The organism is Arsenophonus apicola (assembly GCF_020268605.1).
Classification (GTDB): Bacteria; Pseudomonadota; Gammaproteobacteria; order Enterobacterales; family Enterobacteriaceae; genus Arsenophonus; species Arsenophonus apicola.
The window spans coordinates 1,816,670-1,832,472 of sequence record NZ_CP084222.1; the positions used below are offsets into that span (position 1 = coordinate 1,816,670).

The following is a 15,803-nucleotide window of genomic DNA, read 5'->3' on the forward strand; positions in this document are numbered from 1 at the left end:
ATGGCGACCGCAACACTAATACTGGGTGAGTCAGGGACAGGAAAATCCGCTAGCCTTAGACATCTAAGCCCTGAAGAAACTTTATTAATCCAAACTTTAAAAAAACCTTTGCCGTTTAAATCAACTCAATGGCGAAATTGGGATCAAAAAGATGCCACAACCTCAATATTTGTCAGTGACTGTTGGCAATACATCATGAAAGCTATCGAAAAAGCCTCTAGTTACAGGAAGAAGATAGTTGTTATTGATGATTTTCAATATCTGATGGCAAATGAATTCATGCGCAGATCAGATGAAAAATCTTTCGATAAATTTACAGAAATAGGCGCTCACACATGGAATGTGATCAATGCGGCAGTAAAATCATCATCAGATGATCTAAGGATATATTTTCTCTCGCATACCGAAGAAACACCATTAGGTAAAGTCAAGATGAAAACAATTGGCAAAATGCTTGATGAAAAAATAACCGTTGAGGGCATGTTTACTATTGTACTGAAAACGGTAGTTAAGGATGGTCAATACTTATTTTCAACACAAAACAGCGGTTATGATACCGTCAAATCCCCAATGGGAATGTTTGAAACACCCGAAATTGAAAACGACATAAACGCAGTTGATACAGCGATTTGTGACTATTACAGCTTAAAAAAAACTAACATAACGGAGAAAACAGCATGAACCACAACATTATCTTTACCTACAGCGAGGAGTCAGCCTTATTAACCTATCAAGGGGGTTCATTAATGAATCAGGCGCGTATGTGATCACAATTGCAGAGGCAAAATTAAGCAAAAGTGATAAAGGCGCTGAGTTTATTGAATTCTCAGGTGAATCGGAGGATGGCAGAAAAGTTAACTATCTGAGTATTTGTTGTAAGAAAAATGACGGCACGGTAAACCCTTTCGGTCAAAATATGGTCAATGCCATGATGGGATGCATTGGAATTCAGCGAGTAACCTCGGTTGCCCACAACAATAACCTGGTTGCGCCAGAATTCCATGGCAAAAAAAGTAGGACTTGTTTTGCAAAAAGTTCTAAGAACGAAGAAAAATGGCGATGAAAGTTACAGCTTTGATATCCGTATGCCATTTGTAGCAAACACTGGACAAACGCTTTTAGAAAAAGTTGAAAACAAACCCGCACAAGCAGTTAAAACTTGTTGCGCACTCTAAAAGATAGAGACGAGCGTAGACCAACCCATACGCCAGTAAATAATGAGTTTAATCCTTTCTAGACAAGGAGTTCCTACCATGTGGGTTTTAATCCTATCCATGTACGCCAGCCCTTACGCGTCAAATGACTTTGCAAGTGTTCATACTCAGGAATTTGACACTGAGAATATGTGCCAATTCGCCGCTAAACAGTTTGAGCGTGAATTTGAAACTTTCAAGGATATCAACGCAAAAGCAATTTGCATTAAGAAATAATCCAATGTTAAAAGGTTCAATCATGAAACTTAACATCATTAATTTACTAATCACAACATTTTTGTTTATCGGTGCAGCGTTTGCCTTTGAACTCATTGTTGGACATCTCGCGCACGCCGATGCCGTCATTGACCCGCAAATCAGGTTTAAACGTGGTGAATTAGGCAATATTCATTTAGGCGGACAAGAGCTACTGGTTATTGGTGTCATGCTGGTGCCAGCACTTATGATCATTTTGGGGGTGTTCCTTGATACCTTGAAGAAGTAGTTGCAACACAAGAAATCTTTACCCACCTAACCTATTCCACTTAATCAACTAAGTATGCATTCATCAATTAACTTTGAGGAATCATTATATGCAAAATTTAATCAACATCGAAACAAAAAATATCAATGGTGAATTAATACAGACGGTTAATGCGCGAGATTTACATTCATTTTTGGAGATAAAAAACCATTTTAAAGATTGGATAAAAGACCGCATTGAAAAGTATGGATTCATTGAAAACGAAGACTTTGTGACTTTTGCGGAAAAAACCGCAAAAGGTAGACCTTCGATAGAATACGCAATCTCTATCAATATGGCGAAAGAGCTATCCATGGTTGAGCGCAACGAAAAAGGGAAACAGGCCAGACAGTATTTTATTGAATGCGAAAGAAAAGCATTGGAAGCTGTCAACCCTGTTGAAATACTAAATAATCCATCAGCAATGCGAGGGCTGCTACTCAATTACACAGAAAAAGTTATTGCACTAGAACACAAAATCGATGAAATGAAACCGCAAGTCGAAGCACTAAAACGAATCAGTTATTCAGAAGGATCGCTTTGTATCACTGATGCGGCAAAATCACTCCAAATGAAACCCAAGGCACTTTTTTTCATGGTTACAAGGACATGATTGGATTTATTGGCGTGTTGGTGGAAAAAAGTTGGGTTGGCTATCAGGATAAAATCAAGCAGGATTTAATTGAGCACAAAGTGACTGTCGTTGCTAGAAATGACGGTTCGGAAAAGTTAACTGAACAGGTAAGAATTACGCCAAAAGGACTTGGAAAATTATCCATTCTTATTAGTGAATAATGCTACTAAAAAAGACACGCGCAAGGCGAGCCAACACCAGGGAAAATGTTGTGGATACAAACACAACAGCAACAATCTTACCACAGATAATTCATAACTGATCATATTTCAACACATAACAATGTGTGCTTAGGCTATCTGTTTTTGAATGAGGATAAATAAACATGATTACTTTAGCGGAATGGAATGCAAGGAGGGATAGACCAAGAAGAATGGACACAGTCAGGGGTTGGGTTAGAAATGGGCTAATTCAACCTCCCCCCATCAAGGATGGAAGAGAATATTTAGTTGAAGAGTGTGCAATCAAAGTTAACAGCATTAACGAAGTTAGTCATAAAAGTATGTTGCTGCAAAGGATAGGCCATGACCAGAATCAGAAAAACAAAAAATCGGGATTTGCCCCCTAACCTGTACAAAAGAAACGGGTATTATTCCTATAGGGACCCACGTACACGTAAGGAATACGGTTTGGGTAGAAACAAAGCCTATGCAATTAACGAGGCTATTAGTGCAAATCAGTTATTGATGAAAGCAGAGAAAGTAAAGCCACTAACAGAAAGGATCGACGGACAGGGAACTGTCTATTTTCATGAGTTTTTAGATAGATATGAAGAAATATTGAAAACAAGAGGATTAAGAGAGAAAACATTAAAAGACTATAAGCAAAGAATAGGTGTGATCAGAAAAGGATTTGTTAATGCGCCGATTCAAAACATAACCACGAAACAGATTGCGGATTTTCTTCAGTTATCAATTAATGAAGAAAGAATGACAACTGCGAAACTAATGCGCAGTTTATTAAATGATTGTTTTAGAGAAGCAATATCATTAGGACTAATAGAAATAAATCCAGTGACATCAACAAAGACGCCAAAAATAAAAAATTCAAAGAGCAAGATTATCTTTAGAAGATTTTAATACTATTTTAGGTTTAATAAATAATGACCATCATTGGTTAACTCATGCTATGAAATTAGCGCTAGTTACAGGGCAAAGAGTATCTGATGTCTCTAAAATAAAATATAAAGATATTCATGATGGGAAATTATGGATAATCCAACAAAAAACAGGAGCAAAAATAGCAATCCCTCTTGATATTGAACTTTACGGAATTAAATTATCAAAGACTATTGCAGATTGTGTGAATAATTCAGAGTTTGTCATTAACAATAATGGAAATAAAATTACAGTAGAAAGAATATCAAAAGAATTTAGAAGGTTCAGAGATATTTCTCAATTAAATTGGGTAGGTGAGCCACCCTCTTTTCATGAAATTAGAAGCTTATCTGCTAGACTCTACACTGAAACAATGGGTAGCAATTTTGCGCAAAAGCTGCTAGGACATAAGTCGGCCACAATGACAGCAAAATATCAAGATGATAGAAATAATAGTTGGATTGAGATTTAAATTTTAATGGATGAATAGTGACTTATAGTGATAATTTTGTTTTATCATATTGATTTTTAAGGATAATTAATAATAGCAACTAAAGGCGCATTAGGATCCCAATCTTGTTTAGTAATGAAATACTCCCAGCCAGTCGTTCTATGAGGAGCAGTTAACGTCCAATAGAAGGTATTTTTACCAGGCGAAACATCAACTTTAGTCCAGCGAGTTGCGCTCTGCTCATCTAACTCACCAAACCAACGATGACCAGCACTTGCGATTTTCCCATCAGCTGGCCCACGACGAGGAAAACCCTTACGGCCTTCAACGGATTGAGGTTCAACCATAACCGCACCACAATTACCATTTTTACCCAATGAACACAGATAAGGCCGACTAGCAGGAAAATCGATATAACCATGCATAGGAGTGGGGAGAGTAGTAGCGCCAGCAAAACTTACAACACTAATTAATACTAATATTGCTAATGATAACATTGCAAATGATAATTTTATTTTCATTCTGTTTATTCCGTAATTAGCTAATTTTATTTATTAAAAAATAGTTAGTAGACATAATGAAAACTACCGTAAAATTATCATTTAACAACGACCATAATATCAATGAAAATAATATAATTAATTAATAAAAAAGAGTTAATTATAAATTGCATTAATATTAACTCATTATTGTCTTATTCGAACTAAATATCACTAATTTACATTAATAGCACTGTAATTAAATAAGTGATTCATTAAAAATAAAAATAATTCAGCAAAATAAAAAATGCTAATTAGCAATAAATTATTCTTTAGCTATATATTATTAATAGCAGCTTAACCTTAGGTTAAGCTGCTATAAAAAATAATTAGCATAATTATATTAAAAAGTTCCAAGCAATAAATTTAAACCACTAATAAGGTTAGCTAGCGTCATCATGATCTCTATTAAGCCCAAAATGGCGATATGCATGATCAGTCGCTATTCTTCCACGGGGAGTACGCTGAATAAACCCTTGTTGAATAAGAAAAGGTTCAAGAACATCTTCTATAGTTTCCCTTTCTTCACCAATTGCCGCCGCCACATTGTCTAATCCTACCGGGCCACCCATAAATTTATCAATAATCGCTATTAATAATTTACGATCAAGATAGTCAAAACCGGCTGAATCAACATTAAGCATATCTAATGCCTGTGCAGCGATCGCACTATCAATATTACCATTGCCTTTTACTTGAGCAAAATCTCTTACTCGCCGCAACAAACGATTAGTTATCCGTGGCGTTCCTCGCGAGCGCATCGCAATCTGTCTCGCACCGCCATCAGAGATTTCTAACCCCATAAAGTGAGCACTACGTAAGACAATTGTTTGTAAATCATCAACATTATAAAATTCTAGACGCTGGACAATACCAAAACGATCTCTTAGCGGAGATGTTAATGAACCGGCTCGGGTTGTTGCGCCAACTAAAGTAAAGGGGGGTAAATCGATTTTAATCGAACGCGCAGCAGGCCCTTCACCAATCATGATATCTAGTTGGTAATCTTCCATTGCCGGATAAAGAATTTCCTCTACAACTGGCGATAAACGGTGAATTTCATCAATAAACAGCACATCATTTGGCTCTAAATTGGTTAACATTGCTGCTAAATCACCCGCTTTTTCCAGCACCGGGCCAGAGGTGGTGCGTAAGTTGGAACCCAATTCATTTGCTACAATACCGGCTAAGGTTGTTTTACCAAGCCCAGGTGGGCCAAAAATCAGTAAGTGATCAAGCGCTTCAGCGCGTAATTTAGCCGCCTGAATAAAGATTTCCATCTGTTGGCATACCTGAGGCTGCCCGACATATTCAGTAAGTAATTTTGGCCGAATGGCGCGATCTATCACCTCTTCATCAGGTAAATTCTCAGCAGAAACTAAACGATCAGCCTCAATCATAGATTTGTCCCATACTTGTTATTTATAGAGCGGCTCGTAATGCTTCACGGATCAATGCTTCACAGTTAGTAGCTCCATTAGCAACTCTGCCAATCATACGGCTTGCATCTTGCGGTTTATAGCCTAAAGAAATTAATGCGGCAACGGCCTCTGCTTCAATATCGTGACTATTTTGTTTTGCAACTGACGAGCCAGGTAAATCTATCGCATTTTGATTAAATAGATCGCCATTAAGTCCTTTAAAGCGGTCTTTCATTTCAACCACCAGCCGTTCTGCGGTTTTTTTGCCAACACCAGGTAATTTCACCAAACTAGTAATGTCTTCTTGCTCTATCGCAGAAACAAATTGATAAGCCGACATACCGGATAAAATGGCCAGGGCTAATTTAGGACCTACCCCATTCACCTTAATTAATTCACGAAATAATGCCCTTTCTTGCTTATCATTGAAACCATAGAGAAGCTGCGCATCTTCACGCACGATAAATTGAGTCAACAAAATCACTTCCTGACCAATTTCAGGTAATTCATAAAAACAGGTCATTGGCATATGAACTTCATAACCTACACCATTTAGTTCGAGTAAAACAATAGGCGGCTGTTTTTCCAAAATAGTGCCTCGCAAGCGACCAATCACATCGATTTCCTCTTTTAGGTTATTCTGTTAATGCTTATATTATAAAAAAATACTGGATTTATATCCAGTTGTTAACGCAAGCGTCCTTTGGCCAATAATAGCCGAGGATCACCCATTCGCACCAAATTTTGATTAAAATGACAATGTGTAATCGCAATAGCTAAAGCATCTGCAGCATCAGCTTGAGGATGCGATGACAGTTTTAATACTGAACACACCATATGCTGAACCTGTTTTTTTTCAGCCGCTCCAGTGCCCACAACAGATTGTTTTACTTGTCTGGCCGCATATTCAAAGACCGGCAATTGGTTATTAACCGCAGCTAAAATCGCCACTCCTCTTGCTTGACCTAATTTTAGAGCAGAGTCGGCATTTTTTGCCATAAACACCTGCTCGACAGCAAAACTATCCGGTTGATACTGAGTAATGATTTCAATAACACCAGCATAAATCCGCTGTAAGCGTGTTGGCAGATCGTCAACCTGAGTACGTATACAACCACTACCTAAATAGATCAATTGTCGACCTAGTTGCCGAACAACGCCATAACCGGTAATCCGAGAACCAGGATCGATCCCAAGAATAATTGCCATATTCTTGACTCACAAAGTAGGTTAAACATGCAAAGAAAAAGCATACTGATAATCAGCATGCTATCTCTTAATATAAAAAGTTGATTTAATTATAGCTGAGCCGCAACTTCATCTGAAATTTCCCCATTATGATACACTTCTTGTACATCATCAGAATCTTCCAGCATATCTATTAAACGCAGAAGTTTAGGCGCAGTATCAGCATCTAAATTTGCTCTGGTTGACGGGATCATGGTCACTTCAGCAGCTTCAGCCTTAAAACCGACCGCATCTAAAGCATCTTTTACGTCACCAAAGTTTTCCAGCGTAGTATAAACATCGATTGCACCATCATCATAAGATTCAACATCTTCTGCGCCAGCCTCTAATGCCGCCTCCATCAAGCTATCTTCATCAATACCAGGCGCATAAGAGATCACGCCACGTTTAGTAAATAAATAAGCAACAGAGCCGTCGGTACCTAAATTACCACCGCATTTAGTAAAGGCATGGCGTACATCAGAAACGGTACGATTACGATTATCACTTAAGCATTCAACCATAACCGCCGTACCGCCTGGGCCATAGCCTTCATAAATGATCGTTTCCAGATTGTCATTTTCATCACTACCTACCCCACGTGCGATGGCTCGATTTAACGTATCTCGCGTCATATTATTAGATAACGCCTTATCAATCGCCGCACGCAATCGTGGATTTGATGCAGCATCACCGCCACCTAAACGAGCCGCTGTTACCAGTTCACGAATAATTTTAGTAAAAATTTTACCACGTTTAGCGTCTTGCGCCGCTTTACGGTGTTTGGTATTGGCCCATTTACTATGACCTGCCATGAAATATCTCCCAAAATACGTCAATAAAAATCATTTTAGAACAAATTTTTCAATCGCCTGACGGTTACTCCATGACTTGGTCAATGCTGCAGCTTGAGCGGCGGGTAACCAACGAAAAGCCAAATGTTCTATCAATAAAATATCCTGCTCTTGCGGCAAGGCCAAAGAAAACCAATGCTCTTTACATTGGGTTACACCTGGCGCATAACGATGGCGAAATTTTAAAAAAATATCAAAATAGAGACTGTGTTGCAGATCAACTAACGCTAAATGCTGTTTAATAATATCAATGCCTATCTCTTCTTTAACTTCACGTAATGCTGCCTCTATTGGTGTTTCGTTATCCTCAAGACTACCGGTAACTGATTGCCAAAAATCCGGATCATCACGCCGCTGTAGCATCAGTACTTGGCGACTTGATTGCACATAAATCACAACTAATACTGATTCCGGCCGTTTATATTGCATAATATTTATTTAGTTTTCTCACTAACAGTTATCGCCAACTCCGCTAATGCGGCCGGATTTGCCACACTGGGGGCATCGGTCATTAAACAGGCTGCCGCGGTAGTTTTTGGAAACGCAATCACATCGCGAATGTTTTCTGTTCCCGTTAACAACATAACAAGCCTATCTAAACCAAATGCTAAACCGGCATGGGGCGGCGTTCCATATTGTAATGCCTCCAATAAGAAACCAAATTTGTCTTGCTGATCTGACTCGCTAATATTGAGAATTTGGAAAACAGCTTGTTGCATCTTATTGTGATGAATACGCACTGAACCGCCACCCACTTCATAACCATTTATGACCATATCATAGGCATTCGCAACAGCCGCTAAAGGATTGGCTTGCAATTGTTCAGGCGTAAAATCTTTTGGCGCAGTAAAAGGATGATGCATAGCATTAAGTTTACCGTGCTCATCTTCTTCAAACATCGGAAAATCAACAATCCATAATGGTTTCCAACTGTTATTTTGGGTAATTGCTAAATCACGCCCTACTCTCAACCGTAACGCTCCCATCGCATCATTGACCACATTTTGTTTGCCGGCACCAAATAACAAAATATCGCCTGCCTTAGCTTGGGTAAGGGCTAATAAATTATCAATCACATGTTGTGGCAAAAACTTAGCGATTGGGCTTTGAATATCTGCCTGATCTTCAGCCAGTGAATTGACTTTCATCCAGGCTAACCCTTTTGCGCCGTAAATAGCAACAAATTCAGCATAACCATCCAGTTGTTTACGCGTGAGTGTCGCTCCCCCTGGAACGCAAAGTGCAGCCACACGCCCTTTCGGATCATTGGCAGCCTCAGCAAACACTTTAAATTCCACGCGGTTGACCAAATCAGCAATATCAATTAATTCTAAGGGATTACGTAAGTCTGGTTTATCTGAGCCATAACGCTGCATGGCCTCAGCAAAAGTCATTACAGGAAAAGTACCTAACTCAATACCTTTATTTTCCTGCCACAAATGACGGATCAAACGTTCCATCACCTCACGAACTTGCTCAGCCGTCATAAAAGAGGTTTCTACGTCTATCTGAGTAAATTCAGGTTGACGATCAGCACGTAAGTCTTCATCACGAAAACACTTAACTATTTGATAATAACGATCAAAGCCGGACATCATCAATAATTGTTTAAAAAGTTGAGGTGATTGTGGCAAGGCATAAAATTCGCCTTTATGCACACGGCTTGGGACAAGATAATCACGCGCCCCTTCCGGTGTTGCTTTCGTCAGAATAGGGGTTTCAATATCAACAAAACCTTCCGCATCCATAAAACGACGCACAAAACTGGTAATTTTAGCCCGTTCTCTCAAGCGCGTTGCCATTTCCGGCCGCCGCAAATCAAGATAACGATATTTTAATCTAATTTCTTCGGAATTTTGTTGATTACTATCTATCGGTAACGGTTCAGCACGATTAATGATCGTCAATGTTTCAGCAACAATTTCTATCTCACCGGTCGGTATTTCTTTATTGATTTGTTCACGTTTTCGTACCATACCTGTGATCTGGATACAAAATTCGTTACGTAACTGTGACGCTTGAGTAAAAAGTTCGGCATGATTTTCCTGTACAAAAATAACTTGAACTAAACCTTCGCGATCTCTCATATCGACAAAAATTAATTTACCTAAATTGCGCTGACGGTTCACCCAGCCACAGAGAGTTACTTTTTGTCCGATGTGAGCAACACCTAATTGCCCACAATAATTTGTCCGCATACGATATCCTTTTACTCATCATACTTAACTTGCAGAGTCGCTTGCACTAGTCATTTTAGTGCTATTTATTTAAACGCAACCAAAAAATATTGCTATTATACAGAAAATTCCATTGGGAAATAAGTACGCCTAACCATATTGGATAAATAACTTTTAGCGTTTTGCCAATCTCAAAGCTTTTTATTGATTTAAATACTATATTTATGGTAACAGTTGCAGCTTTGAGATGTATCATTATTTCGCTGTTTTGCTTAATAAAATTGGGGAAAAAAATGGTTAGTTCTCTGTACATTGTATTTAGCGCTTTAATATTGCTTAAGTTATCTTTGGAAGTCATTAAACTCAGAACTCAGTATCAAGTTACTTACGGTGACGGTGGTTTTTGTGAATTACAAACAGCAATACGCGTTCAGGGTAATGCAATTGAGTATATTCCTATCTCTATGTTGTTATTATTAATGATGGAGATGAACGGCGCGCCTGTTTGGGCTATTCATTTTTGTGGATTAATTTTTATCATCGCCAGAATTCTTTATTACTTTGGCCTAAAACATAGAGAACGTACTTGGCGCTATTTTGGTCGAATAACAACCTTCAGTTCTATGATTTTAATGATTCTGGTTAACATTTATTATTTGCCTTGGATACAAATTTTCTCATTTGATCTTTAAGACTAGTGCTTATTTCATTAACATGGGCATACTTAACGGCTTTGCCATGTTAATGAGATTTAATTTATGTACTAACACAAAATCTGTTAGAATAAATTACCGTTTGCAATTTAATTGATCCACAAGTTATGCCCAGCCATATTTTAAATAAACAGAGAGACACCTTATTTGCAACTCCTATCGCTAACTTAGGTGACTGGCAATTTGATGATAAAGTTGCCGAAGTCTTTCCTGATATGATCAAACGCTCAGTTCCTGGCTATTCAAATATTATCACTATGATTGGCATGCTCGCGACGCGTTTTGTCACAGCCAATAGCACAATTTATGATCTCGGCTGTTCATTAGGCGCAGCAACATTATCCATTCGCCGTAATATCAAGGCTGAAAATTGTAAAATAATCGCTATTGATAATTCAGCCGCGATGATCGAGCGTTGCCAGCGAAATGTTTATGCTTATAAAGCAGATACGCCGGTTGAAATCATTGCGGGTGATATTCTCGATATCAACATGCAAAATGCCTCAATGGTGGTATTAAATTTTACCTTACAATTTATTGCTCCAGCCGCTCGACAGCAATTAATTAACCGTATTTACCAAGGTTTAAACCCTGGTGGTGTCTTAGTACTATCGGAAAAATTTAATTTTAGCGATGGGGAAATTGAGTCTTTACTGTTTAATATGCATTATGATTTTAAGCGCGCCAATGGCTACAGTGAACTAGAGATAAGTCAAAAACGTAATATGCTAGAAAATACCATGTTACCCGACACGATCGACAAGCATAAAACCCGTCTGCGTACTGCAGGGTTTAATCATTATGATTTATGGTTTCAATGTTTTAATTTTGGTTCACTTCTCGCTATCAAAGGTCAAGATTGATGATAGATTTTGGTCATTTTTATCAACAAATCGCAATCGGGCCGCTGAGTCACTGGCTAGAAACACTGCCCTGCCAAATTAAGCAATGGAAAAAAACCACTCAACATGGGAAATTCAACAGTTGGCAAAAAATAGTGCAAAATCTGCCCGACATAACGCCCACTAACTTAGATCTAAAAACCGCAGTGATGGCTAAAAACCAATGCCCACTGTGTCCAAAAGAGAAGCAACGGATCATCCAACTGCTAAAAAGTCTGATGCCGTGGCGTAAAGGCCCGTTTTCTCTCTACGATATTAACATTGATTGCGAATGGCGATCGGATTGGAAATGGCAACGTATCCTGCCTTATCTTTCACCATTAACGGATAAATTGGTACTTGATGTTGGCTGCGGTAATGGCTATCACATGTGGAGAATGGTTGGTGAAGGTGCAAAAACGGTCATCGGTATTGATCCTACCCAACTATTTTTATGTCAGTTTGCTGCGGTACGTAAATTAATTGGCAATAATCAACAAGCTCATCTATTGCCCCTAGCTATTGAGCAACTACCAATGCTCGCTGCCTTTGATACTGTATTCTCAATGGGAGTGCTTTATCACCGGCGTTCACCGTTAGATCATCTCTATCAACTAAAAAATCAATTAATTTCCGGTGGTGAGCTGGTATTGGAAAGTTTAGTTATTGAGGGTGATGAAAACCAATGCTTAATACCTAATGATCGTTATGCTCAAATGCGTAATGTCTATTTTCTCCCATCAGCAAAAATGCTTAAAATTTGGTTAGAAAAATGTGGTTTTTGCGATGTGCATATTGTTGATCAAACAGTAACAACCCTACAAGAACAGCGAAAAACCGACTGGATGGAAACCGAATCATTAGCAAACTTTCTTGACCCCAATAACATTCATTTGACAGTAGAAGGTTATCCGGCTCCTTTACGCGCCATTTTAATTGCTAGAAAAAGGTAAACATGACGGTATTTAATACCGTCATTGTGCTAAGCTTACCTATCAGTCATTATTAGTAATCGTTAATAAATTTTTCATTGCTTCGACTACATCACGATCTACACAATAATGGGTAAATTCATCCATCTCCATATTGGCACTCATCGTAACCCCTGCTTTGCGGTAGTTCATGCTTGATGGCATCACTTTTCCAGCAGAGGTATGTACTTCCGGTAAACCGGCATCAATAAATTTCTGTAAATTTGACAATTTCACCCCAGCACCTGCCATGATAATCGGCCCATTTGGGGTTTTACCAGCTAATGCATTTAATTCTTTCAATAACGGTAAGCCTAATTCCGCATTCTGCTGTTGCCCTGAAGTTAATATACGCGCAACACCAAGTTCTGTCAGCTGTTCGTAAGCTTGTTTTGGGCTAATGCACATATCAAAAGCGCGATGAAACGTAACGGCCATATCACCAGATAAGGCTTTTAAGATACGCATGCGGGGTATATCAATATGTCCTTCTCGATTTAATATGCCATATACGACACCAGAAAAACCTAATTGCCTGATAAAATTAATATCATGTTTAATAGCTTCAAACTCGCTATCACTGTAACAAAAATCCCCACCTCTGGGACGTACAATGGGATGAACGGGAATACTTACTGTATCTATAGTTTGTTTTAAACAACCATAACTTGGTGTTAAGCCGCCTTCAGCTGGACTAGAACAAAGTTCAATACGATCTGCGCCAAATTCTTGCGCAATTAGGGCACATTCCGCCCCATAGCAGCAAATTTCAAGGGTTATCATAATACTGCCACCTCTGATTAATTATTGTTATTTCTATTTTTTAGTTATCAATTAATAAGCATACTATTCTGCAAATAAAATACCCATTTTTCAAACAGTAATTATGACAAGTAATTAATTTTAATCAAAAAGGATAATATTTTATTCTGACCAGTTATTAACTTTTAATAACAAATTTTCAATATAACTTTAACTTTTCATGAAGATAAATTTTAATCTGGAAAATAAAGAGACTTAACATAGCCTATTTTTTAAATTAATATTTCTAATCAAAATAGCAATTTTTGAACCAGTACAATTTTTAAAGTTAGATAAAGCAAAAATCCTCTATGGTCATTTAGCAAGATGATAAAAAAGATCCTAGCTGATATTATTTTTACAATAGAGTTATCGATCAAATAGTTGATTAGTAGCATGTGAATAGCTAATTATGGTATAAAGCCAGCTATTTTTTATCTCGTCTCTCATAGCTGTAGCTTACCAAGTCGAAAACGACAGCTATCTTCATCATTAAGGTAATCAGGTGAATATTCAGGCTCTTCTTTCAGAAAAAATTAGTAATGCATTAATTGCCGCAGGAGCTCCTAAAGGTAGTGATGCACATATCCGCCCTTCAACAAAAGCCCAATTTGGTGATTACCAGGCTAATGGCGTCATGTCTGCAGCTAAAAAAATCGGCATTCCTCCCCGTCAGTTAGCGGAAAAAATGCTACCGCTACTGAAGCTGGAAAATATTGCCAGTAAAGTTGAAATAGCGGGGCCGGGTTTTATTAATATTTTTCTTGATAAGCAATGGATAGCCAAACAGATCGAACTTACTTTACAACATGAAAAATTAGCTATTAGCGCCGTTACGCCACAAACCGTCATTATTGACTATTCGGCTCCTAATGTTGCCAAACAGATGCATGTGGGCCATTTACGCTCTACTATCATTGGCGATGCTGTCGCTCGCACATTAGAGTTTTTAGGTCATAAAGTAATACGTGCTAATCATATTGGTGATTGGGGCACCCAGTTTGGTATGCTAATTGCGTACCTAGAAAAAGTTCAACAAGAAAATGCTGCCGATATGGCTTTAGCTGATCTGGAAAATTTCTATCGTGAAGCTAAAAAACATTATGATGTAGATGAAAATTTTGCTGAACTGGCACGTAATTATGTGGTTAAACTGCAATCTGGTGATGAATACTGTCGTAAAATGTGGCGCAAATTGGTTGATATTACCTTGGCGCAAAATCAGCAAACCTATCAGCGTTTAAATGTCACACTAACTGAAGACGATGTGATGGGTGAAAGCTTATATAATAATATGCTGCCTGATATTGTCGCTGATTTAACAGCTAAAGGATTAGCCGTTGAAAGTGATGGCGCTATGGTTGTTTATCTGGATGAATTTAAGAATAAAGATGGTGATGCCATGGGGGTGATCATCCAGAAAAAAGATGGTGGCTATCTCTATACGACAACAGATATTGCCTGCGCAAAATATCGTCATGAAATGCTTCACGCCGATCGGGTGTTGTATTATATAGACTCACGCCAACATCAACATCTCATGCAAGCTTGGACTATTGTACGTAAAGCCGGCTATATCCCTGATACAATGTCATTAGAGCATCACATGTTTGGTATGATGCTCGGTAAAGATGGTAAACCGTTTAAAACTCGCGCAGGCGGAACGATCCGGCTTGCAGATTTACTTGATGAAGCGATTGAGCGGGCAGATCATCTTATCCGGCAAAAAAATCCAGCTATGCCAGAAGAGGAGTTACAATCAATTATTCAGGCGGTTGGTATTGGGGCAGTAAAATATGCCGATCTATCGAAAAATCGTACGACTGATTATATTTTTGACTGGGACAATATGTTAGCTTTTGAGGGTAATACCGCGCCTTATATGCAATATGCCTATACCCGAGTGGCCTCGATTTTTAAACGGGCTAATATTAATCCCGCAACGCTAACCGCGCCGGTGATGTTAGCTAATGAGTATGAGCAAGCTCTAGCGACGCGTTTATTACAATTTGAAGAGACAATACTAACCGTTGCGCGCGAAGGTTTACCACATATTATGTGTGCTTACTTATTTGATCTGGCTGGTTTATTTTCAAGTTTTTATGAGCATTGCCCAATTTTGAATGCAGAAAATAACGCTTTAAAAGAAAGCCGATTAAAACTGGCGTTCCTGACGCAAAAAACCTTAAAAATTGGTTTAGACACATTAGGCATTGAAACGGTAGAAAGAATGTAATTCTCAACTAACCGATAGGCTGCCAATAGCGCAGCCTGCTGATTACATTATACTGGTTAAGCCAAAAACCATTATCGTTGTAACG

At 38.4% G+C, this 15,803-nt stretch carries 19 protein-coding genes and 1 pseudogene; 12 read left to right on the plus strand and 8 right to left on the minus strand.

The genetic code is table 11. The annotated features are described in order from the left end of the window. From LDL57_RS08655 to LDL57_RS08685, 8 genes and pseudogenes are all read left to right on the plus strand, one after another. Entirely contained in the window at window positions 1-681 is a 681-nt protein-coding gene (locus tag LDL57_RS08655) for an ATP-binding protein (RefSeq protein WP_225505453.1), read from the plus strand. Further along, window positions 678-1,237: pseudogene (locus LDL57_RS18170) on the plus strand (DUF669 domain-containing protein). Before LDL57_RS08655 ends, LDL57_RS18170 begins: the two are co-directional and overlap by 4 nt. A gap of 197 nt (window positions 1,238-1,434) precedes the next feature. After that, the gene (locus LDL57_RS08665; protein WP_225505454.1) at window positions 1,435-1,698 is read left to right on the plus strand and encodes a hypothetical protein; all 264 of its coding nucleotides are present in this window, start codon (window positions 1,435-1,437) and stop codon (window positions 1,696-1,698) included. An 88-nt stretch (window positions 1,699-1,786) separates the two neighbouring features. Continuing rightward, window positions 1,787-2,329 carry an antA/AntB antirepressor family protein gene (locus tag LDL57_RS08670; protein ID WP_255653812.1) on the plus strand — a complete coding sequence of 181 codons (543 nt, stop codon included), beginning with the start codon at window positions 1,787-1,789 and terminating at the stop codon, window positions 2,327-2,329. Window positions 2,330-2,349: 20 nt separating this feature from the next. Further along, window positions 2,350-2,511, plus strand: coding sequence for a phage antirepressor KilAC domain-containing protein (locus LDL57_RS17755; RefSeq protein ID WP_255653813.1), 162 nt, complete (start codon window positions 2,350-2,352; stop codon window positions 2,509-2,511). Between the two features lie 164 nt (window positions 2,512-2,675). Then, window positions 2,676-2,918 (plus strand): excisionase, encoded by a 243-nt coding sequence (locus tag LDL57_RS08675; RefSeq protein ID WP_225505456.1) that lies wholly within the window; start codon window positions 2,676-2,678, stop codon window positions 2,916-2,918. Next, on the plus strand, window positions 2,875-3,429 hold the full coding sequence (locus LDL57_RS08680; RefSeq protein WP_225505458.1) for a phage integrase Arm DNA-binding domain-containing protein: 555 nt from the start codon (window positions 2,875-2,877) through the stop codon (window positions 3,427-3,429). Before LDL57_RS08675 ends, LDL57_RS08680 begins: the two co-directional genes overlap by 44 nt. 16 nt (window positions 3,430-3,445) lie before the next feature. Then, complete coding sequence (locus LDL57_RS08685) at window positions 3,446-3,919, plus strand: tyrosine-type recombinase/integrase (protein WP_255653921.1); 474 nt, start codon at window positions 3,446-3,448, stop codon at window positions 3,917-3,919. A gap of 56 nt (window positions 3,920-3,975) precedes the next feature. Here LDL57_RS08685 and LDL57_RS08690 read toward each other — a convergent pair whose 3' ends face one another. The 7 genes from LDL57_RS08690 to aspS form a co-directional block, all read right to left on the minus strand. Further along, complete coding sequence (locus LDL57_RS08690) at window positions 3,976-4,419, minus strand: lytic polysaccharide monooxygenase (RefSeq protein WP_225505462.1); 444 nt, start codon at window positions 4,417-4,419, stop codon at window positions 3,976-3,978. A 401-nt stretch (window positions 4,420-4,820) separates the two neighbouring features. Continuing rightward, a complete protein-coding gene (gene ruvB / locus LDL57_RS08695) occupies window positions 4,821-5,837 on the minus strand; it encodes a Holliday junction branch migration DNA helicase RuvB (protein ID WP_225505469.1) in 1,017 nt (338 codons plus the stop codon). 22 nt (window positions 5,838-5,859) lie between these two features. Continuing rightward, window positions 5,860-6,474, minus strand: a complete 615-nt coding sequence (gene ruvA / locus LDL57_RS08700) for a Holliday junction branch migration protein RuvA (RefSeq protein WP_180560696.1) — start codon at window positions 6,472-6,474, stop codon at window positions 5,860-5,862. 71 nt (window positions 6,475-6,545) lie between these two features. Next, a complete protein-coding gene (gene ruvC, locus LDL57_RS08705) occupies window positions 6,546-7,067 on the minus strand; it encodes a crossover junction endodeoxyribonuclease RuvC (protein WP_180560697.1) in 522 nt (173 codons plus the stop codon). Window positions 7,068-7,156: 89 nt separating this feature from the next. Beyond that, window positions 7,157-7,900: a YebC/PmpR family DNA-binding transcriptional regulator gene (locus LDL57_RS08710; protein WP_180560698.1), complete on the minus strand. Its 744-nt coding sequence runs from the start codon at window positions 7,898-7,900 to the stop codon at window positions 7,157-7,159. A 30-nt stretch (window positions 7,901-7,930) separates the two neighbouring features. Continuing rightward, on the minus strand, window positions 7,931-8,368 hold the full coding sequence (gene nudB, locus LDL57_RS08715; protein ID WP_180560699.1) for a dihydroneopterin triphosphate diphosphatase: 438 nt from the start codon (window positions 8,366-8,368) through the stop codon (window positions 7,931-7,933). A gap of 5 nt (window positions 8,369-8,373) precedes the next feature. After that, window positions 8,374-10,137, minus strand: a complete 1,764-nt coding sequence (gene aspS, locus LDL57_RS08720) for an aspartate--tRNA ligase (protein ID WP_180560700.1) — start codon at window positions 10,135-10,137, stop codon at window positions 8,374-8,376. A gap of 272 nt (window positions 10,138-10,409) precedes the next feature. On the opposite strand from aspS, the gene LDL57_RS08725 reads away from it, so the two are divergent. The 3 genes from LDL57_RS08725 (at window position 10,410) to cmoB (ending at window position 12,663) form a co-directional block, all read left to right on the plus strand. Next, window positions 10,410-10,808 carry an MAPEG family protein gene (locus LDL57_RS08725; protein WP_180560701.1) on the plus strand — a complete coding sequence of 133 codons (399 nt, stop codon included), beginning with the start codon at window positions 10,410-10,412 and terminating at the stop codon, window positions 10,806-10,808. Between the two features lie 128 nt (window positions 10,809-10,936). After that, the gene (cmoA, locus tag LDL57_RS08730; RefSeq protein WP_180560702.1) at window positions 10,937-11,692 is read left to right on the plus strand and encodes a carboxy-S-adenosyl-L-methionine synthase CmoA; all 756 of its coding nucleotides are present in this window, start codon (window positions 10,937-10,939) and stop codon (window positions 11,690-11,692) included. Beyond that, complete coding sequence (cmoB, locus tag LDL57_RS08735) at window positions 11,692-12,663, plus strand: tRNA 5-methoxyuridine(34)/uridine 5-oxyacetic acid(34) synthase CmoB (protein WP_180560703.1); 972 nt, start codon at window positions 11,692-11,694, stop codon at window positions 12,661-12,663. The genes cmoA and cmoB overlap by 1 nt, the downstream gene beginning before the upstream one ends. 42 nt (window positions 12,664-12,705) lie before the next feature. Here cmoB and cutC read toward each other — a convergent pair whose 3' ends face one another. Then, window positions 12,706-13,464 carry a copper homeostasis protein CutC gene (gene cutC, locus LDL57_RS08740; protein WP_225505470.1) on the minus strand — a complete coding sequence of 253 codons (759 nt, stop codon included), beginning with the start codon at window positions 13,462-13,464 and terminating at the stop codon, window positions 12,706-12,708. Between the two features lie 523 nt (window positions 13,465-13,987). Between cutC and argS the strand changes: the two genes are divergently transcribed. Beyond that, window positions 13,988-15,718, plus strand: coding sequence for an arginine--tRNA ligase (gene argS / locus LDL57_RS08745; RefSeq protein ID WP_180560705.1), 1,731 nt, complete (start codon window positions 13,988-13,990; stop codon window positions 15,716-15,718). Window positions 15,719-15,803: the final 85 nt, after the last annotated feature.